Below are 24,307 nucleotides of genomic sequence, written 5' to 3'. Positions count from 1 at the left end.
TTTATTTAGTTAGTAAAAGCATATTGAATAATGTTGGCTCCCATTTTTAAAGCTTTTTCACGAACTTCAAAACTATCGTTATGAACTTCTTTATCTTCCCAACCATCGCTTAGATCAGATTCATAATCGTAAAAACAAATTAATCTTCCTTGATAAAATAAACCAAATCCTTGAGGGGCTTTACCATCATGCTCATGAATTTTAGGGATACCATTTTCAAATTTAAAAGGTTGATTATAAATAGGATGATTGTATGGTATTTCTTGAAAATCTAAGTCTGGAAATACTCTTTTTATTTCTCTTCTTATAAATTTATCCAAGCCATAATTATCAGAAATATGTAAAAAACCTCCTGAGATAAGATAACTCCTTAGATTTTCAATTTCATCATCAGAAAAAATAACATTTCCATGTCCGGTCATAAAAATAATAGGATAATTAAAAATGTCTGTGCTGCCAACTTCAACGGTTTCAGGATTTTTATTAAGTGCTGTATGTATAGTATTGTTGCAAAAATCAATTAAGTTGGGTAATGCTGTTGGGTTTGCATACCAATCGCCGCCGCCATTATATTTTAAAATGGCAATTTGTTGGGCAGATATAATAGATAATGGTATGCACAGAAGATTAAAAGTGATTACAATTATTTTTAATCTTTGTGTAGATGCTTTAAAATATTGATTTTTAAATAGTTTCATTAATTTACTCATTAATAAATGCTACACTGTGAACAGCAACTACGCCGGCAGTTTCGGTTCTTAATCTACTTTCACCCAAAGATACCGGAATAAATTTATGCTTCAAGCTTTGTTGTATTTCTTTAATTGAAAAATCACCTTCAGGGCCAATAAGTATTGTGGTTTTTAGGTTAGGCTTTATTGTTGATTTTAATGATTTTTTGTTAGTTTCTTCACAATGAGCAATAAATAATTGTCCTTCAAAATCAGAGTTTATAAATTGGTTAAAATTGATGGGTTCATTTAATTTAGGAAAATGAAATTTTAAAGATTGCTTTGCTGCAGATTGAATTATTTTTTCCATTCTATCCATTTTTATAACTTTTCTTTCCGAATGGTCACAAATAATTGGCGTAATTTCATCAATACCAATTTCAGTTGCTTTTTCTAAAAACCATTCAAACCTGTCATTTAATTTTGTTGGGGCAATAGCTATGTGGAGGTAATAATTCCATGGTTTAACTTTTTCTTCAGTATCAATAATTTTAACCAAACATTTTTTGTCGTTAGCTACAAGTACTTCTGAGGTGAATAATTCGCCTAAACCATTCGTAATAAATATTTTATCACCTTCTTTTTTTCGTAAAACACGTACAATATGCCTGCTTTCGTCTTTGTTAAAAGTAAATTGTTGTGTATTTGTTGCTATGTCAGGATTGTAAAATAATTGCATTAGATATTTTTTCTATAAGTACAACGTTTTTTATGAGTTACAGGATTAAAATTTTTCCATATTGCAGCTATCGCTGTATTATCAGCAAGCTCAGGTGTTCTTATACAGTTTTCAATACCTTTATTTTTGAATGTATTGTAAAAATCTTCAAAAAGAATTGCTGTAACGCCTTTATTATGGTAGTTTGGGTGCACACCAATTAGGTAAAAAATGATGTCTTTACTATTTTTTTTGGCTTTTAATAAATGAAAAATTCCAAAAGGGAAAAGTTTACCGTTTGCTTTTTGTAATGCCTTTGAAAACGAAGGCATTGTAATTGAAAAGGCAATCATTTTGTCATTGTTGTCAACTACAAATTTTATATATTCAGGGTTTATTAGGCTTATGTATTTCTTTTTAAAATATTCTTTTTGAATATCAGAAATAGGTACAAATGATGATAATGAAGCGTAACATTCATTAAAAAGGTCAAACATTTTATCTACATACGGATAAATGTCTTTTGAATTTGTGAAATTAAGAGATTTTAATTGGTAGCGTCTTTTTATAAGTGAACTTGCTTTTAAAAAGAAATCGGGATCAACATTTTTAAAAGGAAATTTATTTTCTAAATATTCTTTTTCTTTTTTAAACCCTAATTTTTCAAAGTGATCTTTATAATATGTATGGTTGTACCAAGTAATCATTGTACCAATATGGTCGAAACCTTCAGTTAAAACCCCAACTTTATCGAGGTTAGAAAATCCAACAGGACCTTCCATAAATTCAAGGTTATGCTGAACGCCAATTTCTTCAACCTTTTTTAACAACATTTTAGAAACCTCAATATCATCAATAAAATCAAACCAACCAAAACGCATTTTTTTTACATTTTGATTATTTATTTCATAATTATTTATAATGGCCGCAACCCTTCCAACTATTTCATTGTTTTTTAAAGCTATAAAATAGCGTGCATCTGCATGTTTAAAAACGGGGTTTTTAGTTTTATCGAAAGATTCTAGTTCATCACTAATAATAGGAGGTACCCAATACGGATTGTTTTTATATAATTTAAAAGGAAATTTAACAAATTGTTTTAATTCTTTTTGAGTTGTAAGTTCTTGTATTGTAATCATATAAGTTTGTTTCTTAAAAAAATAGAAATTTCTTTTTTCTTTTCTTTTTCATCATTTGACCTCTTGGAGAGCTTTTATTTATAATTTCATCACTGTGTTTATCCAATCTCCAGGCAACGCCTAAAGCACCATAAACAAATGTATAATCATCAAACAGGTTTGTTCTTACAGAGGCATCGAATTGTAAATTTTTTGAATATAAATAAGCGGCACCGGTACCAAAATGAAATTCGGGACTAGCAGTATCCCTATAATTTCCTTGATTTTCAATAAAAAACGACCATTGTTCATTAATTGCATAGGTCATGGTAATTATATGAGAATAAAACTCATTGTCGGAACTAATTTTATCGGCAATTAAGTTTGTGAGCAGTACCAATCTTTCAGAAAAATCATTCTGAAGTAAAATTGCAGCTTTATAACTCATTCCATCATCTTTATAATCTTCACCTAAAAAATCAGTATTTAAACCTGCATAAATCCCAACTGATGGGATTAAACGTTTTTTATCAAAAGCCATTCTGCGTTTCCAACTTCTTATTTCTTTAGATTTATCGGTGTATTCTTGTTGATAGATCAAGTATTTGGCTCCAATTGTTAACTCACTAATTCCATAATTATTTATTTTGTCACCAAACAAATTATTTACATCATCATTTTGGTAAGCAATTTTTGCATTCATTTCTAATCTTTCAAAAAACTTTCCATATCTAAAAAATAATTCTCCTCCAACCGATTTTGTTTTTGCCAAATAAGCATCATCATCACTATCTCTGTAAAATAATCCGGTTTCAAATTGAAATACATCAGTACCAATACTGTACGGACTTTCAGAAAAGCCTGGTCTTTTTGAATTTATAATATCGGTATATTGAGCATTTATAGTTAAAACTGAGCAAAAGGTTAGAAGTAGTAAAAATACTTTTTTCATAGTAAGTTGATTAGTTTGTAAATATAAGATTTTATATAATTAAACGTTTTAGTTACTTTCAAATTGTTATTTTTGAAAAATATAAAAAACTTTACTAAATGGGATTGTTAAGAACTATAGCAATTATATTAATTATTTACTACGCTTTAAAAATAATAGGAAAATATATTATGCCATTATTTGTAAAAAAGATGGTTGATAATGTTGAAAAAAAATTTCAGGAAAAACAAGAAAGTCAATATAAAAATGAAGCAGGAAAAGTGGGCGAAACCATTATTGACAAAAAACCTTCTGATTATAAAGAAGGAAATAAAGATGTAGGTGATTATGTTGATTACGAAGAGGTTAAAGATGATAAATAAATGAATATCACTGTAAAAAAAGTACTTCCTTATATAATAGCAATTGTAATTTTTGTTATTATTTCATTAGCGTATTTTTCTCCTGTTTTGGAAGGAAAAAAAATTCAGCAAAGTGATATCGCTCAATTTATAGGTTCGTCTAAAGAAATCAAAGATTTTAGAGAAGCGAATGATAAAGAACCGTATTGGACAAACGCTACTTTTGGAGGTATGCCAACGTATGCTGTTAGCGCATATTATCCGAATGATTATATTAAAAAATTAGACAAAGTTCTTCGTTTTTTACCACATCCGGCAGATTATCTCTTCTTATATTTTATAGGTTTTTTTGTACTTCTTACAGTTTTAAAAGTAGAATGGAAATTGGCAATTTTTGGTGCATTGGGTTTTGGGCTTTCCACATATTTAATCATTATTTTGGGAGTTGGACACAATGCAAAGGCTCATGCAATAGCCTATATGCCATTGGTATTGTCGGGTATTTTACTTGTTTTTCAGCGTAAATATTTATTGGGATTTATACTTACTGCCATTGCAATGGCTTTAGAAATTAGTGCAAGTCATATACAAATGACTTACTACCTGATGTTTTTGGTTATTATTTATGGTATTGTACAGATTATTGATTCTATTCAAAAGAAAGAATTACCTCATTTTTTTAAGAGTATTGCTATTTTAGTGATTGCTGTAATTATTGCTGTAGGTATAAATGCAACAAGTTTGATGGCAACTCAGGAGTATGCTGAATTTAGTACACGTGGTAAAAGTGAATTAACCATAAAACCCGATGGTACACCAAAAGAAGCTACTACAGGTTTAACCAAAGATTATATTACCGAATACAGTTATGGTAAAGCAGAAACGTTCAACTTGTTTATTCCGAGATTTATGGGTGGAACTCGCCATGAAGAATTGGAAAACAGTGAATTGCATCAGTTTTTACAAGATGCGGTAAATAAAGGTTTAAATCCAAGTGATGCAAACTATTTGTTGAATATTTCGTCAATGTATTGGGGAGAACAACCCATTGTAGCCGCACCGGCTTATATAGGAGCTATCTTTATTTTCCTATTTGTATTAGCACTATTTTTGGTAAAAGGAAAACTCAAAAATTGGTTAATAGCGGCTACTATTTTTTCAATTTTAATGAGTTGGGGTAAAAACTTTTCATTTTTAACTGATTTTTTCATTAATTATGTGCCTTTGTACAATAAATTCAGGGCAGTTTCATCCATACAAGTAATTGCAGAATTAACAATTCCGCTTTTAGGAATTTTAGGGTTGAAGGAATTATTTTCTAAAGAAATTTCAAAAGAAACAAAACTAAATGCTTTAAAATGGACAACAATTATTGTTGGTGGTTTGGCATTAATCTTTACAGTTGGAGGTACAGGTTTATTTACTTTTGAAACACCAATTGATTTACAAATAGATGAACAATTAGGTGGTTATTTAGATGCTATAGTTGCCGATAGAAAAGCGTTATTTTTTAACGATAGCTTGCGTACATTAGTGCTTGTGTCAATTTTTGTAGGAGTAATTTGGCTTTTTGTAAAAGAAAAAATAGGCAAATTAGTATTGATTTTTGTTTTTGGAGTTTTGGTGCTATTCGATTTGATAAATGTTGATAAACGTTATGTAAATAACGACTTTTTTGTTTCTGCTCGAACAGTTGATAAACCTTTTAAAGAAACTCAAATTGATAAAGAAATTTTAAAAGATAAAAGCTATTACAGGGTTATTGATTTTACCAAAGATCCAATGGCCGATGGTTCAACATCTTATTTTCATAAATCAATTGGTGGATATCATGCAGCTAAACCGAGACGTTACCAAGAGTTATACGATTTCCATATTGCAAAAGGAAATATTCAGGTATTGAATATGTTAAATGCAAAGTATTTTATTGGCGCAAATGAAAAAGGTGAAAAAGGCGTTCAAGTAAATTCTGAAACTAACGGAAATGCTTGGTTTGTAAATACTATAAAAGTTGTAAATACTGCAAATGAAGAAATTATGGCTTTGGATAGTTTGCAAACGAAAACTGAAGCTGTGATAAATGGTAGTTTAATCACGAGCGATATTGTTACTCAATATCCAATAGATTCTGTTGCCACAATTAAGTTGACTTCATACAAAGCAAATGAATTAAAATATGAATCTAATACTTCAACAAATCAGTTTGCTGTTTTTTCTGAAATTTATTATAAAAATGGTTGGAATGCTTATGTTGATGGAAAATTAACACCACATTACAACGTAAATTATGTGTTGAGAGGAATGGAAATTCCGAAAGGAAAGCATACAATTGAGTTTAAATTTGAACCTACAGTAATTAAAAAAGGAAATACACTTACATTAATTTCGTATGTGTTGTTAGTTATCATTCCGTTAGGTTGGTTTTTTGTTGAAAAAAAGAAAAAAAATGTATAGCACACTACCTTCAAAACGGTATAACCATACGTTGCAATTTTTAAAAAGTGTGTTACCTGCACCTGCAACAATTTTGGATTTAGGTGTTAGAAATCCGTTTTCTGAAATAATGGAAGCAAATGGTTATACAGTTTTTAATACAGAAGGTGAAGATTTGGATATGTTACCAGAAATTGTAAAAAAATACAAGGTTGATGCAGTTACAGCTTTCGAAATTTTTGAACATTTAATTGCTCCGTTCAATGTTTTAAAAGAAATTGAAGCTTGTAAAATTATAGCTACAATTCCTTTAAATTTATGGTTTGCAAAAGCTTACAGAAGTAAAACCGATATGTGGGACAGACATTATCACGAATTTGAAGATTGGCAGTTCGATTGGTTGTTGGAAAAATCGGGTTGGCAAATTCAAAAAACTGAAAAATGGACCAGCCCAATCAATAAGATTGGAATAAGACCAATTTTGAGAAAATATACACCGCGTTATTACGCAGTTTATGCAGTAAAATAGTTGCTATGCGTATTGGAATGATTTTAGACAAAACTTTTCCTCCTGATCCAAGGGTTGAAAACGAGGCTGTTTCATTAATTCAAAATGGCCATGAGGTGTTTCTGTTTTGTTTAAAATATTCAGATGAAAAAAACAGTGAAGTTTATAATGGAATTATTGTTAAAAGATATCAATCTGACAAATTAACATACAAACTTTCGGCTTTAGCATATACTTTTTCGTTTTACACCAATATTTTAACTAAAAAAATACATCATTTTTTAGTCGAAAATCAAATAGATGTGATACATATTCACGATATACAAATTGCTGAAGCTGTTTTTAAAGCGAATAAAAAATTGCAACTTAAAATCACACTCGATTTACACGAAAACAGACCTGAAATAATGCGATTTTACCCGCATTTGCAAAAATTTCCGGGTAATTTTTTAATTTCAGTACATAAATGGAAGCAAAAAGAAGAAGAGCTTATAAAAAAAGCAACTAATGTTGTTGTTGTTACTGAAGAAGCCAAAGAAGAAATTGTAAATAGAACACATAAAAATCCTAAAAATGTTGTAGTTGTACCAAATACTGTTCATAAAAATTACTATAATAAAGCTGAACTCAATCAGGATATATTAGAGAACTATAAAAATGATTTTGTGCTGTTGTATGTTGGAGATACAGGTTTGCGTAGAGGCTTACAAACCGCAATTCAAAGTATTTCAACGCTAAAAAATACAATTCAACAAATTAAATTGGTAATAGTTGGCAGTAATACTTCCGACAGCATTTTAAAAAAACAGGTTGAAGAGTTAGGAATTCAAAATTGGGTAGATTTTCAAGGTTGGCAAAATGAAAAACTTTTTCCATCCTATATGAGTGCAAGTGCTATTTGTATTTCGCCTTTGCACAGAAATTTACATCACGATACTACGTATGCCAACAAAATATTTCAGTATATGAGTTTTGCCAAACCGTTGTTGGTGAGCGATGCAATATCTCAAAAAAATATAGTTGAAAAAGCAAATTCAGGATTGGTTCATATTGCAGAAGATAGTACCGATTTTTCAGCTAAAGTATTGGAATTGTATCAGAATAAAGATTTACAACATAGGTTAGGAGTTAATGGGAAGCATTTTATTGATACCGAATTTTACTGGGAAAAAACTTCAGAAAAATTAATAGATTTATATACTAATTTAAGTTGATGAAAAAAGCACTAATCATAACATATTATTGGCCTCCTGCAGGAGGTTCCGGTGTGCAGCGCTGGCTTAAATTTGTAAAATATTTACGCAATTTTGAGATTGAACCTGTTGTTTATACAGTTCAAAATCCCAATTATCCTATAACTGACGAGTCTTTAAAAAATGATATTCCTGAAGAAATTGAAGTTTTAACTCAGCCCATTTGGGAACCAAATAATGTGTTGTCTTTTTTCGGAAAAAAGAAACAGGAAAGTGCCGGTTTTTTAAATCCAAATCCGTCATTTTTTGGAAAAATAGTACAGTATGTTCGGGCAAATTATTTTATTCCTGATGCCAGAAAATTTTGGATAAAATCTTCGGCTAAGTATTTGAAAAATTACTTAAAAGAAAATAAAATTGACGTATTAATTACTACAGGTCCGCCACATAGCATGCACTTAATAGGCTTACAATTAAAAGAACAATTAGGTATGAAATGGATAGCAGATTTTAGAGATCCATGGACTGAGATTGATTATTTTTATCAGTTGCCTTTAACCAAAACAGCTATTAAAAAACATCATTTTTTAGAAGAAAAAGTATTGAAAAATGCTGATGCTGTGATAGTAGTAGGAGATTCGATGAATCAAAGTTATAAACTGTTTAACAAAAATACGTTTACTATTACTAACGGTTTTGATGCTGATATAAGTGATGAAAATGTTGCTTTAGATTCAAAATTCAGTTTAACTCATATAGGTTTAATGAATGCCGATAGAAATCCTAAAATGTTATGGGAAGTTCTTTCTAAAATTATTGCTGAAAATGAAGATTTTAAAAACGATTTTCAATTAAAGTTGATAGGTAAAATTGACGCTACAGTTTTACGGGATATTTCAAATTTTCAACTTTCAAATAATGTTCAAGTTATTGATTATGTATCTCATGATGAAGTGATTGAATTTCAAAAAAAATCACAAGTTTTGGTGTTGATTGTAAATAACGTTCCAAGTGCAAAAGCTATAATTACAGGCAAGATTTTTGAATATTTAATGGCAAAACGTCCAATTTTAGCTATAGCACCTACAAATGGAGATTTACAAGAGATTATTTCTAAAACCAATTCCGGGACTGTAGTTAATTTTGATGACAGTAAACATTTAAAAAGAGTTATTTTAGATTTGTATGCTAAATTTAAACAGAATAACTTAACCGTTACTTCAGAAAATATTCAGCAATATCATAGAAAAGAACTCACAAAAAAACTTTCTGAAATAATTTTTAAGATCACTAAATGAAAAAAATAGTAACCATATTAGGCGCACGTCCGCAGTTTGTTAAAGCAGCTGTTTTAAGCAGAGTTATTTCAAAGCACAATGAAATTGAAGAAGTAATTATACATACAGGGCAACATTTTGATACTAATATGAGTGCTGTTTTTTTTGATGAAATGGAAATACCAAAACCTACATACAATTTAAATATTAACGGGTTGAGCCATGGTGCAATGACAGGGCAAATGCTTTTAAAAATTGAAGAGGTTTTAGTAAATGAAAAACCCGATTTAGTGGTAGTTTATGGTGATACAAATTCTACTTTGGCAGGTGCTTTAGCGGCTAAAAAATTACATATAAAAGTTGCTCACGTTGAGGCAGGTTTGCGTTCATTTAATATGAAAATGCCTGAAGAAGTAAATCGTATTTTGACGGATAGAATAGCCGATTTATTGTTATGCCCAACTGCTACAGCTATTGAAAACCTTAAAAATGAAGGTTTTGATAATTTTACTTCTAAAGTTGTAAAATGTGGTGATATTATGAAAGACGCTGTTGAATTTTACGGTAAAATTTCAGCAAAAAAATCTACCATTATTTCAAAATTAGATTTAATGGAAAATGAGTTTGTACTGGCAACCATTCACAGACAAGAAAATACGGATGATATTGAAAAATTGAAAGGTATAATTGCCGGATTGGAAGAAATTGATAGACAAAAGAAAGTTATATTACCGCTTCATCCAAGAACTAAAGGTATTTTAGAGAAAAACAATTTGAAAACATCGCTTACCACTATTGAGCCTGTAGGTTATTTTGATATGTTGGAACTTTTAAAAAAGTGTAATTTGGTTGTGACAGATAGTGGAGGTTTGCAAAAAGAAGCTTTTTTTAATAAAAAATACGGCATTATTGCTCGTGAAGAAACCGAGTGGATAGAGCTTGTAAAAAATGGTTTTGCTAAAATTGTGGGAAGTGATAAAACAAAAATTATTGCTGCATATACACATTTTCAAAATTCAAAAAGTGATTTTTCAATGAGTTTGTACGGCGATAAAATTGGGGAAAGAATTTATAAAGAAATTCATAATATATTGTAATGGGAATTGTATTAAAACAATCATTTATAAATACCATAATTCTTTTTGTGGGTTTTGCAATTGGTGGTATTAATGTGATGTTTTTATTCACTCATTTTTTACATGAAGATTATTTTGGATTAATTACTTTTTTACTCTCAACTGCCAATATTTTGTTGCCTTTATTGGTTTTTGGAATGCAACATACTATTATAAAATATTATTCAGCTTATAAAACAAAAACAGAACAAGATACATTTTTAACTACAGCACTTTTTACACCTTTATTAGTAATAATTCCTGTAAGTTTATTGGGTATTTTAGCTTACGAGCAAATATCAAATTGGCTTTCTGCTGAAAATCCCCTGATAAAAAATTACACATATCTAATATTTTTACTAGCCATATTTATGGGCTATTTTGAAGTATTTTATTCGTGGACAAAAATTCAATTTAAATCTGTTTTTGGAAATTTTGTAAAAGAAGTTTTTGCTCGTATTTGCACATCATTTTTACTTATAGCTGTATATTTAAAATGGTTAACAAACGAAGAATTTATTTATGCAATTGTAATAGTTTACGGACTTAGAATGCTTATAATGAAATTGTATGCGTTTTATGTTTATAAGCCAAAACTGTTATTTAAATTACCCAAAAATATTAAAGAAATTATTTCATTTTCGGCATATATAATTGTTGCAGGTTCAGCTGCAGGAGTTTTATTGGAAATTGATAAGTTTATGATTCCACAAATGGAAAAAATTGCAGAGGTTGCTTATTATTCGGTAGGTATTTATATTGCAAGTGTTGTGGCAATACCAACTCGTGCTATGCAACAAATTACAATTCCTATCACTGCAAAAGATATGAATGAAAATAATATTGATGAAGTTGGCAAATTATACAAGCAAACCTCTATTAATCTTTTAGTAGCCGGAGGTTTACTTTTTTTGCTGATTAATTTAAATATTGCTGATTTATACGAGTTAATTAATAAACCTCAGTTTACAAAAGGAATATGGATTGTTTTAATAATTTCAGTAGCTAAATTGATGGAACTAGCTTTAGGAACAGGAAATGCCATTTTAGTAAACTCCAAATATTATAAAATATTCTTTTATATGTCCTTAGCTATGGCTGTAACAGTAATATTTCTTAATAAATGGTTAATTAATTTGATTGGGATAAATGGTGCTGCTTTAGCAACTTTAATAGTTGTTTTAATTTATAGCAGTATTAAAATAGTTTATATAAAATATAAGTTAAATATTCAGCCTTTTAGTATAAATACGCTTAAGTTGTTATTAATTACAACTGTTATTTTTGTAGTATTTTATTTTTGGAATTTTAATATACATCCTATTTTATCAATAGTTTTGAAAAGTGTTATTGTAAGTATATTGTATGTGTTTTTTATTAGAAAGGCTCAAATATCAGAGGATATTGACAGTTTGGTTTCCAAATATTTTAAATGATAAAAACCTGCAACAGCAGGTTTTATTTTTAAGAAACGATAATAATACGTTTATTCAAATTTTTATAAGAGCTACTTTTGACTTCTCCAATATATTTTACTTTTCCATTTGGGTTGTTTATAATGTGTAAATTACCAACTTTTTGAAGTTTTCCGTGTTTGTATTTAAGATCAATTGCACCTATTTGAGCTACTTTTCCTGTTCTGGTATAAAATATAGGTACGTTTCCAACTTGTGTAATTTGACCTTTAAAATTTCTAACAATAGCAACACTTCTATTTCTTTCAAATCTAGGGTTTCTATGACTGTATAGTGTATTTAAATTTAGTTTAGAAAATTTAAATTCGCCATTAGGTAAAACGGAAAATTTAATACCATTTTCTACAAATACAATTGGTTGTATTTTAACTGTGTTATAATCTATTTTGTTGTTTGTATTTTCGTTTGATTTTGCTTCAATTGTTGAAACAAACATAAACATTGCCATAATAACTAGTAATCCTTTTTTCATAATAAATAATTTAAAAGATTATGCTTACTCTATAAGTTTTTCGGCTTCTACTTAATCTTAATTTTTCAAAGAGTGTGCCAAAGTATTTATTTATTTTTTCTGAATAAAACCAGAAACCCGTTAAAAGTTTACTTTTAACGGGTTGTCTTTATGAAAAATCAATTTAAGCAGTATAAATTTTAATAAATGTAATTCAATCAAATATAGAATTAAAAAATAAATGAAAATGTAATTAATGTTACAACAGGAACTAACTTTAAATTGATATATTCGGCAAACTTTATAATATCTAGATTTTATAGAAATGGATTATTTGCTGCATGTTTTTTACGGAATTATAATGGCATATTTTGGACTTATTTCTCCGGGAATGCTTAATATGACTGCTTTAAGAACCAGATTACAAATTGGGAAATCTCAAAGTGTAAACTTTGCGCTTGGTGCAGCTTCAATTGTTTTTGTGCAGGCTGCTATTGCGTTATTTTTTGCTGATTATTTTGTTAAAAACCCAAATGTGGTTGATAATTTAAAAATGTTTGGAGTTTTGGTTTTTTTTATATTATCGGTTGTATTTTTTTTACAATCAAGAAAAAGAGTTTCTGCAATAAAAAAATCATCTAAAGGAAATTATTTTTTAAAAGGTATGGGAATGTCATCTATAAACATGTTGGCTATACCATTTTATTTAGGAGTTAGTATTGTTTTGGCTTCAGAAGATAAAGTAATTTTAGAATTTCCATATATTTTATTTTTTGTTTTTGGAGCTTCGGTAGGTTCATTTTTATTATTTTACACATATATATCTTTTGCGAAAATTATTATAAACAGGATTTCATTTATAGTAAAAAACATTAATATAATTTTAAGTTTATTGTTTTTTAGCTTAGGAATTTTTACCTTGATAAAGTTATTTACATAGTTTAACTTTTTTATATGACAGAAGCTATTGAGAAAAATTTACAAAGAGGTGTTTCACTTTTAAACTATATTACTGATGAACAATATAGTGATACAACAATAGCTCCATATTATTCGAGTATTGGAGGTCATATGCGACATGTTTTAGATGTTTTTAATTGTATTTTTGAAGGATTGCATTCAAAAAAGATAAATCTTATCAATCGTAAAAGAAATCAATTAGTTGAGAAATATACTAAAAATGGAATTGAGTATTTTAATGAAATAATTGACCAATGTAAATTGCTTAAAAATGAGGATTTTAATCAGTTGATTGAAGTTACAGACGATTTAGGTTTAGGTACTGTTACTGTAAATTATACTTTAGGAGCTGTTTTAATTCAGGCTCATAGCCATGCCATTCATCATTTTGCAAGTGTTGGATATATTATTTCACAATTAGGAATTCAATTACCCGATGAAGATTTTGGGTTTAATCCTACCACTCCAAAATCAATTTAAAATTAGCGACTTACCTTTTGTAGCTAAAATCGTGCCATTTATTAAAAAATTAATACCAAATAAAATTAATTTTTCTAATCAAATTGAAAGCCATAATTTTGATAGGAATTCAGGTTATTATTTTAATAAGTTTTGTATGATTATCCCCATAAATTATCGTAAATAAATGAATAAAATTTTAGCCCTAATATTCTTCTTTTTTTTCTTACATATTTCAATAGTTGCTCAAGTTAAAATAGGAAATAATCCCTCTCAAATTAATAAAAACTCTTTGTTAGAACTAGAAAGTTCAGACAAGGTATTAGTTTTAAGTAGAATTACTTCAGATCAAATGAATAAAATAAATCCTTTGCAAGGAGCAATGGTTTATAATATTGATGAAAAATGCATTTTTGTTTTTGAAGGTACAAAATGGAAAAGTTTGTGTAACTCAGGAACTGTTGTTACAACATCTTCAACCATGCCTACAGCTAATGCAGTTGGAGATTTTTGGATTGATGATACAAAGTCTAGAAATTTAGTTCAAATATGGGACGGAAGAGGTTGGGTTCCTATTAATATTAATCCTAAAAGTGGAGAAGGAGCTCCAACTACAGCAACAGTTCAAAACTCAATTGCAGGAGATATATATGTAGATGAAACTACAGGGAATTTATATACATATAATGGAAGCAATTGGTTAAATAATACATCTACAAATACCAGTACCGTTAATAATGGTATAAGTAAAAATTTAAGCAATGTTATTCAGTTAGGAGGAACATTACTTAAAGCTACAGAAATAACTACAAATTCAGTAAATACATTAGCTATTAGAGGTTTAGAAGATATAAATGAAGCTGATGAGACCGATTTAGTTGTGGTTGAAAAAGATACAGGAATATTAAAAAAAGTAACAGCTTCATCATTATTGAAAGAAGAAGTAGTTTTAATAATTGCTCAAGACAATCAAATTCAATTTACTACACCATTACCAATTACAAATTCTAAAAAAGTTAATGTGTATAGAAATGGGGTTAGAATCGATTTTACAGTAATTGATAGTACTACCATTGAGTTGGAAGCTGAAGCGGTTTGCTATCAAAATGATGAAATAAGGATTGTTCAATTTTACTAAGTATATAAATTAAAAAAATAAATATCAACAAAATAAAACGATTTACGATGATAAAAACGCCCAATTAAACTTAAGTAAGTAAAGAAAAAAGATAAAAATAAACATTTAAAAACTAATCAAATTAAAATTTAAAAAAATGAAAACAAATTCAAAATTAAACAATAGAATAAAATTAGGAGTATTTGCCTTATTTATGTTAGCATTTAGCTTTGCAAATGCACAAGCAACTGCGGATGTTGCTAAAGGAAGTACAGCAGTTAAAGTAATTGATAATAAAGGTACTATTAAATATTTTCAATCAAACAATGGAATTACACAAATTGTTAATTCAACGGATGATGTTACAACAACAACATGGCAATTAGGAGGAACATTAACTGATGATACTTATATTGATGCTTCTGGTGCAGTTTTTGCAATTACTGGAATTAGTGAAACAGCTTTAACAGCTGCCACAGCTGTTGATGGAACCGGATTTACACTTCTAGTAAGGGATGAAACATCTGGAGAAATTCAAAAAATGTTAGCTACTGATTTGATTACAAGTGGACAAACTGTTTTTACTGTTGCTACTACAGGTGATGATACTTTTGACGTAGCTTCTGGTACTCCTGCAATGAGTGGAGCACAAATTCCATTACCTGAGTATAGTAAAGTTTGGGTATATAGAAATGGTGCAAAATTAATTGCTAACGTAGATTATACAATTAGTGGTTCAGTAGTTACGATTAATGTAACTGCTGATTTACCAAATTATGCAGGTGATATTATTGAGATTCAATATATTAAATAATTAATATACTTAAACTGTTTTTTAAAACAGCAATGAAGTGTTGTTATTTCTTGAAATATAATTAGGTTGCCGTGTAAACGGCAACCTACAAGAAATAAATCTTTATATGAGTTGTCAAGGGTAATAATACCTGTAAAATTATAATCTATGTTAATACCATTTCAATACTCTTTACTAAGTGTATTTTTAAATTAAGATTAATTGTTTTATATGTTTCAAAAAAAAATCATTAGATTTTTACTACTTATTATAGTATGCTTTAGCTTTGTGCAAATTAGTTTTGCACAACAAGTTACTGTAATTAATCAGAAAGGAACAAAAATAGATGTAATTAACAATACTGTAACTACGGGAGCAGAGCCAACAAGTCCGTTAATAGCAGATATTTGGTTTGATACCATTACCAATATATCTAAAATTTATGACGGAATACAATGGATTGAATTAGATGTAGATACAGTAACAACAGCTTCCATAGCACCTGCAATACCAGTTGTTGGAGATATTTGGTTTGATAATACAGATGTTAATAGTGTAATAACCAAAATATGGGATGGTACTTCTTGGCTTACAATTAAAGCAAAAGTAGTAAGTACAGATACTAATAACGATATTACTTTAGGTACAGATGGAGGTGCCTATTTTCAAAGTCCAATTAAAGCATTTGCAAAAGTTGAAATAACTTATGATGGAAGTGATAATTATACAGGGCATTCAATAGCTAAAGAATTAAATGTTAATACTATTACAAGGGTTAGTGAAGGAGTATATGATGTAATTTTTGATACAGCTTTATCTGATTTATTGGATGATAATTACATAATTCAATTAACGGTTAAAGATTGTGAAGGTAACTGTCCGGGAACAACTTCTCAAAATTATGATGATATTGGAATTACATATAGCAGTCAGTCTAACACTGGTTTTAGAATTCTTATTGGAGACAGTGATAATGGAAGTAATCGTAAAGATCCTGTTGATATAGAGTTTATGTTAACCGTTATAAGTTTATTCTAATTAAGTAAAAAAATGAAAAATTATTTAATAGTAATTAGTTTTTTTTTAAATGTTTCTATAGCTTTTTCGCAGCTGGATGAAAATTCTGTAATGGGAATACCATCTGGAACAGCTTCTGAAATTAATGCTGTAACAACAGCAACAGCTGGTTCTATTGCTTATAACACAGAATCAAAAAAGATAATGGTTTTTGATGGTACTATTTGGGTAAACACTACTAATAGTAGTAATGAAAATTGGTTAATTACAGGAAATAATCTTAACGCATCGGATAATAATTTTTTAGGAACTACTAATGATGTGAAAATGCAAATACGGTCCAATAACACACCTATGTTAGAGTTTGGTAGAAGGCAAACATTAGGATTGGATAAACCTTACCCAGATTATGAGCGTTTAGATCAACCATTGGTATATGTAAAAGGAGACGGAAACACAGCAGGATTACAATTTGCAGCTTCTGGAGCATCTTTTTACAAACCCATTTTTTTTACAACAGCAAATGGTAGTTTTAGATTAAAAGGAAGTGCTGGTGGTACCGATTTATTTGAAATAGGATCTGCAGGTCCAAATAATGATGGTAGATTAGAATTTGTTATTGGAGATGATGGTGCGGAACCAATTATATTTAAAAGGTATGATTATAGAGATCAAACAAATAAAGAATTATTTAGAGTACAAGGTAGTGATAATTCTGCTAGTGCTAAAACAAGGTTTGGTATTAATATAAATCCTTCTGGAATAGCTATTGATCAAACTTATAATGACGCTCAAACAAGTTTAAATATTGCGAATTCAACATTTCAAGTTAATGGATCAGTTTCAAAATCAATTATTAGTACTACTGGCAATTTAACATTAACTGAAGATCATCATACTATTATATTAGAAGGAAATCATGCTATAACATTACCTACTGCAAATTCTTGTACAGGTAGGATATATATTATTAAAAATAAGAATGATTTTGCAACTACTATTTCTTCATACATAAATGAAAAAGGCGTAAGCATACAAACTATTAATAATAATTCAGTTTTATGGATTCAAAGTGATGGTGCTGATTGGCAGCAGATTACAGCAACAAATGTTGTAAGTTCTGATGCAAATAATGCTATTTCTGTAGGTACTGATGGTGGTGCATATCAAAAACAAGTGTATGAAAAAATTGTAATTTGGGCAGATGAAAATGGAACTTTGTCGGATAATAATTTACAATGGTCATTTGGAAATGGAGCCACAGGACAAATAGGTATACCATTACCTGAAGCATGGGAAGCATATGCGGTTAGTTTTAATGCAGCAAATACAAATGGAGCATCAGAAACGGTAAAGATGGCTATAATAGATTCAGATACGAATACTAACTTATTTACGTTTACAGCAAGTGGTAGTGTGAACAATATGGTTTATACGGAAATATTAACGACACCAATAAGTATTCCAGCAGGAACAAGTTTAGGATTTAGAACAGTTACTGTAAGTGGAACTGTAAAGAATGTTAGAGTTGCTGTTTTTTTAAGGAGATTACCAGATTAATTATATAGAGTAGAGAAGCGTGTTTATAAAAGAGAAATATTATTTAATTACGATTATCTATTTATGTATTTTTAAATTAAATGCACAAACCGCTTTCCAAAATTTTGGTACTATTCAAATACATACTAATGGTGAAATAGGCTTTCATACAAATTTAGTAAATGACGGTACTTTTGATCAAAATAAAGGCTTGGTTGGTTTCTATAATAATAACAACTTTTTAGAAGTTTTAGGAGCTAATAAACCTGTATTTTATAATGTTGAAGTTGATGTTGTTGATGATTTATACTTAGGAACATCAGTAGGAGTTACTAATAATTTATCTTTTATAACAGGTAAAGTGCAAACACCAAGAGATAATACAAGTATTTCTTTAGAATTTTTGAATTACAACGTTTATTCAGGTGAAGGAGATAATGAATATGTAGATGGGTATGTACTTACAGAAAATATAGGTGAATTTATTTTTCCAATAGGTGATGATGATTCATTTCGTCCAATGATTATTCCAAATCAGGAAGTAAATACATATTACAAAGGAGCTTATTTTAAAGAGAATCCTAACAGTCCAACTACTTTTTTGCAAAGTTTTAATACAAAAAACATGCAGTTTGAATTGTCAAAAATAAATGAAGAAGAATTTTGGGATTTGGATGGAAATATGGAAACAAACGTTGTTTTAACTTGGGATTCAACTAGTAAAATTAATTTAATTTCAAACGATATCAAAAATTTACGAGTAGTTGGATGGGATAAAATTACAGGAAAATGGGTTGATTTAGGTAGTGAAAATGTGGTTGGAAATATAAATGAGGGAAGTATAAAATCAAGTAAGTTTATTCCGAATGACTATGATGTTTTAACAATAGGATCAGACTTAAGAAATGTATTAGGAGTTATAACTTCAAAAAATTATGGAATATCTCCTAATGGTGATGGTATTAATGATACTTTTGTAATTGAAGGTCTTGAACTATATCCAAATAATACCTTAAAAATACTAAACCGATGGGGAGCTGTTGTATATAGTACTACTAATTATAAAAATGATTGGGATGGTATTTCAGAGCATGAACTAACCATTGGTAAAAAAACAAGATTACCCGCAGGAACTTACTTTTATATTTTATATTTAAATGGTAAAAAAAGTAGCAGAACAGGCTATATTTATTTAAATAGATAAGCTTTGTTGTTTTATCAATTTAGTATGTTTTTTAATTTTGAGTACACTTTTAATAAAATCACTAATTTTATCGAAAGGAATTTGGTTTTGTGAGTGATTTATCAAGGCTATTTTATAAAGCAATTTCCAATGGATACAAATTTCTTTTAAAGCTTGTAAATAAGAACCATTAACAGAATCATAAATGTGAGTTGGTTCGGCAATAATGCCGTTTAATTCAATTATTTTAAAATCTTTTAGTTGTATTAAATGTTCAAACGACTCATATTTCATATCAATTCTTCCATAATACACTTGAGGAATTCTTTTAAAAATGGCATCTATTGCTTTTTCCAATTTTTTATCAATTAAATAATTACCATTAATAAATTGAGTGCCTTTTGAGTGATTTCCAATAGTGCTAATTATTTTTTTTTCGCCATTTTTTAATACCATATCAAAATCTTTAAAATGAAGATTTTTAATTACATCCATATAATTTTTAGCACGTTTGTTTTGTTGAATTAATTGAAATAAAGTAGCTTTTCCATCTCCGGTTACAGTTAAATATTTTTTAAGGGTTATTGAAGTGATTTTTCCTTTTGTTTCATTAGGCATACGGTGATAAAAAATACCACACTCATTAGAATAATCTACATATTCCTGAATAATTAAATCTATATAATTATTTTTATTTAAATAAGTTTGAAGTGCTGCTTCAGTATCTAACTTTTTAACTAATAATCCTCTAAAACCTATATCCGGTTTAATAATTAAAGGGTATTTAAGATTGTTTTTTTGGATTAATTGTGCTACAGTATTAAAACTTTCGTGAGCTTTTATAAAAATTGAAGTAGGTCTAAATGATTCAGGAATAAGTTCAAGGGTTTTAAATTTAGATTCACTGCCATTTCCTGAGTGTACTATAGCTGGATTCACTGCTGAAAAAAACACCATATTTTTAGCTCGCAACGCTAAATATAGTGCATAGGGTAGTAGTGGAACATAAAACATATATGCAGGCCAATACTCCCAGTTTTTAAGTTTAGTAAACTTTAGGTATTTCATTCTTTATCATTAAAAAAAGCGTTTAAAATAATTTTAATACCTAAAAAACCTAAAATGATTGCAGTTATGGCTAAACCTATACCAATAACAATCCATATATAATTATTTTGTTGCTTTATAGCTTTATAGCCAATAGTAATTAAAATAGGCGCTAAAATAACTAACGGTAAAGCAATTAATTCATATTTTAAGCCTCTTACAAGCTCTTTTCTATCGGTTGCCATTGGTGTAATTATTAATTGCGTTTCTTACATTTTTATATTTTAAAAGAAGTTCATTTGCTTTTTCTTCAGAAATATTTAATTCATCCATTAACATTTTAGTACCACGATCAACTAATTTGTTGTTTGTTAATTGCATATCAACCATTTTGTTTCCTTTCACTTTACCTAGTTGAATCATTATACTGGTTGAAATCATGTTTAAAACGAGTTTTTGTGCGGTACCGGCTTTCATTCTAGAACTGCCGGTAACAAATTCAGGACCAACAATAATTTCAATAGGGTATTGAGCTACTTTACTTAGAGGACTTCCTTCATTGCAAGTGATACAGCCTGTTAAAATAGAATTTTCATTACATTTTTGTATACCGCTAATTACATAAGGTGTTGTTCCGGAAGCAGCAATTCCAATTACGGAATCATTTTTATTTATATTAAATTTTTGTAAATCTTTCCAGCATTGTGTTGTAGAGTCTTCAGCAAATTCTACAGCCTTTCTTATGGCTGAATCTCCACCAGCAATAATTCCAATAACAAGGTTATGTGAAACTCCAAATGTTGGAGGACATTCTGATGCATCAACAATTCCGAGTCTGCCGCTTGTTCCGGCTCCTATGTAAAAGAGTCTGCCACCTTTTTTCATTCTATATACTATTGAATTAACTAGATTTTCAATAGCAGGGATAGCTTTTTCAACAGCGTACGGAACGCTTTTATCTTCTACATTTATGTTTGTAAGAAGTTCTTTTACAGTCATTTTTTCTAGATGATTGTAATTTGATGCCTGTTCTGTTGTTTTTATAAAACTCATAATTCAAAAATACTAAAAGTAATAGATTATTAATTAGATATTTTTTAATGTGACCTAAAATATTTTTATGTGTCCAATTATTAAAACGATCATATTTTTAAAGTATAATAATAAGAGAGCGCTTCCCCAGCGTGTAGTAACAATGATTAAGTAAGAATAATTATTGGTTAGTAAGAAAAAAAGCGAGAATTTATTTCTCGCTTTTTTTATTTGCTTTTTGCTAAAATGTTGTCTACTGTTTTTAAGATAGCTCTACGAAATACTTGCTATTATAGTATTTAATGTATTGCTAGGTCTCATTGCTTTTCTAGTTAACGCTTCATTTGGTTCATAATAGCCTCCAATATCAACAGGAGAGCCTTGAGCTGCATTTAACTCATTAATAATAGTAGTTTCATTAGATTCTAATTCTTTAGCAACTTTAGTAAATCTGTCTTTTAATTCAATATCTTTATTTTGAGTTGCTAATGCCTGCGCCCAATAAGTAGCTAAATAATAATGACTTCCTCTATTATCTAATTCACCTACTTTACGAGAAGGAGATTTTTTATTTTCTAAAAACTTATCGGTAGCATCATCTAAAGTTTCTGCTAAAACTAATGCTTTAGGATTGTTAAAGTTATTGCCTAAATGTTCTAACGAAACAGCTAACGCTAAAAATTCACCTAAAGAATCCCATCTTAAATGACCTTCTTCAACAAATTGTTGCACGTGTTTAGGAGCAGAACCTCCTGCACCGGTTTCAAATAAACCACCACCATTCATTAAAGGAACAATAGAAAGCATTTTTGCGCTAGTACCAAGCTCTAGAATTGGAAATAGGTCTGTTAAAAAATCACGCAATACATTTCCTGTAACAGAAATAGTATCTAAACCATTTTTTATTCTTTTTAAAGTAAATTGCGTTGCATCTTTTGGCGACATAATTTGAATGTCTAAGCCAGTTGTATCGTGGTTTGGTAAATATTTTTGTATTTTTTTAATAATTTGAGCATCATGTGCTCTGTTTTTATCTAACCAAAATATTGCCGGAGTGTTGGTAGCTCTTGCTCTATTTACAGCAAGTTTAATCCAATCTTGAATAGGTGCATCTTTTACTTGACACATTCTCCAAATATCCCCTTTTTCAACAGGATGCTCTATCAATATTTTACCGGAAGCATCTACAACCTGAACTGTTCCTTTATCTTGTATTTCAAAAGTTTTATCATGCGAACCATATTCCTCCGCTTTTTGAGCCATTAAACCAACATTAGGAACAGTACCCATTGTAGTAGGATCAAAAGCGCCATTCTTTTTGCAAAAATCTATGGTTACTTCATATATTCCTGCATAACTACTGTCTGGTATTACTGCTTTTGTATCTTGTTGTTTTCCTTCAGCATTCCACATTTGACCAGAAGTACGAATCATTGCAGGCATAGAAGCATCAATAATAACATCACTTGGTACGTGAAGGTTAGTTATGCCTTTATCTGAATTTACCATTGCTATGGAAGGACCATTTTCAAAACAAGATTTAATATCAGCTTCAATAGCTGATTTTTGAGTTTCAGGTAAATTTTGAATTTTATTTAATAAATCTCCAAAACCATTATTTACATCAACTCCAAGTTCTTCTAATAAAGTACCATGTTTTTCAAAAACATTCTTAAAAAAAACACTTACTGCATGTCCAAAAATTATAGGATCGGAAACTTTCATCATAGTTGCTTTCATATGTAATGAAAACAATACATTTTTATCTTTAGCATCTTTAATTTGTTTTTCAAGAAAGTTTACTAATGCTTTTTTACTCATTACAGTGGCATCAATAATTTCTCCGGCTAATAAAGCTGTTTTATCTTTTAAAACTGTAGTTGTTCCATTTTTATCAATAAATTTAATTTTAACATCAGTATCTGTTGAAATAGTTAAAGATTTTTCGTTAGAATAGAAATCTCCTTTACCCATTGTTGCCACATGAGTTTTAGAATCGGCAGACCAAGCACCCATAGAATGGGGATTTTTTTTAGCATAGTTTTTAACTGCTTTAGGAGCTCTACGATCAGAATTTCCTTCACGTAATACCGGATTTACAGCTGAACCTTTTACTTTATTGTATTTTTTTTGTATTTCTTGTTCTTCAGCTGTTTTAGGGTCTTCAGGATAATTGGGAATATTATATCCTAAAGATTTTAACTCTTTAATAGCTTCCTTTAATTGAGGTACCGAAGCAGAAATATTAGGAAGTTTAATAATGTTAGCTTCTGGTTTTTTAGCCAATTCTCCTAATTCTTCTAAAGTATCTGATACTTTTTGTTCGGGAGTTAAACTTTCAGGGAATACCGCTAAAATTCTATTAGCTAAAGAAATATCTTTGGTTTCAATTTCTATACCTGAAGGTTTTGTGTAGGCTTCAACTATTGGTAAAAATGAATAGGTTGCTAAAGCAGGAGCTTCATCTGTTTTTGTGTAAATTATTTTAGTTGTTTTACTCATGATTATTTTTATGTTTTCAAAGCTATAAACTATGTGGTTATAGCATTACTGATTAAGTTTAAATTAAGCAGTGCAAATATAATCATATTGTAATAAAAATCTATTGCGAAAACGTTATAAATAGAGGTTTTGTATTAATTATTACATAAAAATAATCTTGAAAAATTAAAGGAATAGTAATAGTAGAAAAAAACAAAAGCCATAATAACGATTACTCACTATCATGGCTTTTTGCTGAAACACTTTTTTTAATAAGTCTTTAGCTTTTTTTAAGTGACTAATGTTATTCTCTTATAAGTATAACGCATTAAAAAAAAGTACTAAAACTTGGGTTTCTTACGAATCACTTCTTATTAAACTAGTTGCTTCTTTTAAAATAATGTCTAAGACTTTGTTGTAACTTTTT

At 29.0% G+C, this 24,307-nt stretch carries 23 protein-coding genes; 14 read left to right on the top strand and 9 right to left on the bottom strand.

Annotation, left to right across the window (positions count from 1 at the left end; translation table 11 throughout):
- Positions 1 to 5 precede the first annotated feature (5 nt).
- Genes HGB55_RS00750 through HGB55_RS00735 form a run of 4 tightly spaced genes read right to left on the bottom strand, consistent with a single transcriptional unit; the run spans position 6 to position 3,459 of the window.
- Positions 6 to 698 carry a DUF4159 domain-containing protein gene (locus tag HGB55_RS00750; RefSeq protein WP_168813669.1) on the bottom strand — a complete coding sequence of 231 codons (693 nt, stop codon included), beginning with the start codon at positions 696 to 698 and terminating at the stop codon, positions 6 to 8.
- A gap of 4 nt (positions 699 to 702) precedes the next feature.
- Positions 703 to 1,410, bottom strand: coding sequence for a 16S rRNA (uracil(1498)-N(3))-methyltransferase (locus HGB55_RS00745; protein WP_168813667.1), 708 nt, complete (start codon positions 1,408 to 1,410; stop codon positions 703 to 705).
- Positions 1,410 to 2,528 (bottom strand): GTP cyclohydrolase, encoded by a 1,119-nt coding sequence (locus tag HGB55_RS00740; protein ID WP_168813665.1) that lies wholly within the window; start codon positions 2,526 to 2,528, stop codon positions 1,410 to 1,412. Before HGB55_RS00740 ends, HGB55_RS00745 begins: the two co-directional genes overlap by 1 nt.
- Positions 2,529 to 2,541: 13 nt before the next feature.
- Entirely contained in the window at positions 2,542 to 3,459 is a 918-nt protein-coding gene (locus tag HGB55_RS00735; protein WP_168813663.1) for a transporter, read from the bottom strand.
- A 98-nt stretch (positions 3,460 to 3,557) separates the two neighbouring features.
- On the opposite strand from HGB55_RS00735, the gene HGB55_RS00730 reads away from it, so the two are divergent.
- From HGB55_RS00730 to HGB55_RS00700, 7 genes are read left to right on the top strand one after another with little or no spacing between them, the layout of a single operon-like run.
- Positions 3,558 to 3,821 carry a DUF4834 family protein gene (locus tag HGB55_RS00730; protein WP_168813661.1) on the top strand — a complete coding sequence of 88 codons (264 nt, stop codon included), beginning with the start codon at positions 3,558 to 3,560 and terminating at the stop codon, positions 3,819 to 3,821.
- On the top strand, positions 3,822 to 6,254 hold the full coding sequence (locus HGB55_RS00725; RefSeq protein ID WP_168813659.1) for a YfhO family protein: 2,433 nt from the start codon (positions 3,822 to 3,824) through the stop codon (positions 6,252 to 6,254). It begins immediately after the preceding gene.
- Complete coding sequence (locus HGB55_RS00720) at positions 6,247 to 6,762, top strand: methyltransferase (protein WP_168813657.1); 516 nt, start codon at positions 6,247 to 6,249, stop codon at positions 6,760 to 6,762. Before HGB55_RS00725 ends, HGB55_RS00720 begins: the two co-directional genes overlap by 8 nt.
- Before the next feature lie 5 nt (positions 6,763 to 6,767).
- Positions 6,768 to 7,955 (top strand): glycosyltransferase family 4 protein, encoded by a 1,188-nt coding sequence (locus HGB55_RS00715; RefSeq protein WP_168813655.1) that lies wholly within the window; start codon positions 6,768 to 6,770, stop codon positions 7,953 to 7,955.
- Complete coding sequence (locus tag HGB55_RS00710) at positions 7,955 to 9,232, top strand: glycosyltransferase family 4 protein (RefSeq protein ID WP_168813654.1); 1,278 nt, start codon at positions 7,955 to 7,957, stop codon at positions 9,230 to 9,232. The genes HGB55_RS00715 and HGB55_RS00710 overlap by 1 nt, the downstream gene beginning before the upstream one ends.
- Positions 9,229 to 10,308 (top strand): non-hydrolyzing UDP-N-acetylglucosamine 2-epimerase, encoded by a 1,080-nt coding sequence (gene wecB / locus HGB55_RS00705; RefSeq protein WP_168813653.1) that lies wholly within the window; start codon positions 9,229 to 9,231, stop codon positions 10,306 to 10,308. Before HGB55_RS00710 ends, wecB begins: the two co-directional genes overlap by 4 nt.
- Complete coding sequence (locus HGB55_RS00700; RefSeq protein WP_168813652.1) at positions 10,308 to 11,762, top strand: lipopolysaccharide biosynthesis protein; 1,455 nt, start codon at positions 10,308 to 10,310, stop codon at positions 11,760 to 11,762. The genes wecB and HGB55_RS00700 overlap by 1 nt, the downstream gene beginning before the upstream one ends.
- 28 nt (positions 11,763 to 11,790) lie before the next feature.
- Here HGB55_RS00700 and HGB55_RS00695 read toward each other — a convergent pair whose 3' ends face one another.
- A complete protein-coding gene (locus HGB55_RS00695) occupies positions 11,791 to 12,273 on the bottom strand; it encodes a hypothetical protein (protein ID WP_168813647.1) in 483 nt (160 codons plus the stop codon).
- 304 nt (positions 12,274 to 12,577) lie between these two features.
- Between HGB55_RS00695 and HGB55_RS00690 the strand changes: the two genes are divergently transcribed.
- The 7 genes from HGB55_RS00690 to HGB55_RS15635 all read left to right on the top strand — a co-directional run bounded on the left by HGB55_RS00690 (position 12,578) and on the right by HGB55_RS15635 (position 19,341).
- Positions 12,578 to 13,192, top strand: coding sequence for a hypothetical protein (locus tag HGB55_RS00690; RefSeq protein WP_168813645.1), 615 nt, complete (start codon positions 12,578 to 12,580; stop codon positions 13,190 to 13,192).
- A gap of 14 nt (positions 13,193 to 13,206) precedes the next feature.
- A complete protein-coding gene (locus HGB55_RS00685) occupies positions 13,207 to 13,692 on the top strand; it encodes a DinB family protein (RefSeq protein ID WP_168813643.1) in 486 nt (161 codons plus the stop codon).
- 166 nt (positions 13,693 to 13,858) lie between these two features.
- Positions 13,859 to 14,809 (top strand): hypothetical protein, encoded by a 951-nt coding sequence (locus tag HGB55_RS00680; protein WP_168813641.1) that lies wholly within the window; start codon positions 13,859 to 13,861, stop codon positions 14,807 to 14,809.
- A gap of 136 nt (positions 14,810 to 14,945) precedes the next feature.
- Positions 14,946 to 15,602 (top strand): hypothetical protein, encoded by a 657-nt coding sequence (locus HGB55_RS00675; RefSeq protein ID WP_168813639.1) that lies wholly within the window; start codon positions 14,946 to 14,948, stop codon positions 15,600 to 15,602.
- A 210-nt stretch (positions 15,603 to 15,812) separates the two neighbouring features.
- A complete protein-coding gene (locus HGB55_RS00670; protein ID WP_168813637.1) occupies positions 15,813 to 16,619 on the top strand; it encodes a hypothetical protein in 807 nt (268 codons plus the stop codon).
- A 12-nt stretch (positions 16,620 to 16,631) separates the two neighbouring features.
- Positions 16,632 to 18,158, top strand: a complete 1,527-nt coding sequence (locus HGB55_RS00665) for a hypothetical protein (protein WP_168813634.1) — start codon at positions 16,632 to 16,634, stop codon at positions 18,156 to 18,158.
- A gap of 19 nt (positions 18,159 to 18,177) precedes the next feature.
- Entirely contained in the window at positions 18,178 to 19,341 is a 1,164-nt protein-coding gene (locus HGB55_RS15635) for a gliding motility-associated C-terminal domain-containing protein (RefSeq protein ID WP_168813632.1), read from the top strand.
- Here HGB55_RS15635 and HGB55_RS00655 read toward each other — a convergent pair.
- The 4 genes from HGB55_RS00655 to HGB55_RS00640 all read right to left on the bottom strand — a co-directional run bounded on the left by HGB55_RS00655 (position 19,330) and on the right by HGB55_RS00640 (position 23,901).
- Positions 19,330 to 20,388 (bottom strand): hypothetical protein, encoded by a 1,059-nt coding sequence (locus HGB55_RS00655; RefSeq protein WP_168813630.1) that lies wholly within the window; start codon positions 20,386 to 20,388, stop codon positions 19,330 to 19,332. The genes HGB55_RS15635 and HGB55_RS00655 overlap by 12 nt on opposite strands.
- On the bottom strand, positions 20,385 to 20,612 hold the full coding sequence (locus HGB55_RS00650; RefSeq protein WP_168813628.1) for a DUF6095 family protein: 228 nt from the start codon (positions 20,610 to 20,612) through the stop codon (positions 20,385 to 20,387). The genes HGB55_RS00655 and HGB55_RS00650 overlap by 4 nt, the downstream gene beginning before the upstream one ends.
- Positions 20,599 to 21,420 carry an N-acetylmuramic acid 6-phosphate etherase gene (gene murQ / locus HGB55_RS00645; protein WP_168813626.1) on the bottom strand — a complete coding sequence of 274 codons (822 nt, stop codon included), beginning with the start codon at positions 21,418 to 21,420 and terminating at the stop codon, positions 20,599 to 20,601. The genes HGB55_RS00650 and murQ overlap by 14 nt, the downstream gene beginning before the upstream one ends.
- 252 nt (positions 21,421 to 21,672) lie before the next feature.
- The gene (locus HGB55_RS00640) at positions 21,673 to 23,901 is read right to left on the bottom strand and encodes an NADP-dependent isocitrate dehydrogenase (RefSeq protein WP_168813624.1); all 2,229 of its coding nucleotides are present in this window, start codon (positions 23,899 to 23,901) and stop codon (positions 21,673 to 21,675) included.
- Positions 23,902 to 24,307: the final 406 nt, after the last annotated feature.

This window comes from Lutibacter sp. B1 (assembly GCF_012524075.1).
Lineage (GTDB): Bacteria > Bacteroidota > Bacteroidia > Flavobacteriales > Flavobacteriaceae > Lutibacter.
This window is presented reverse-complemented; position numbering and strand designations above follow the sequence as displayed.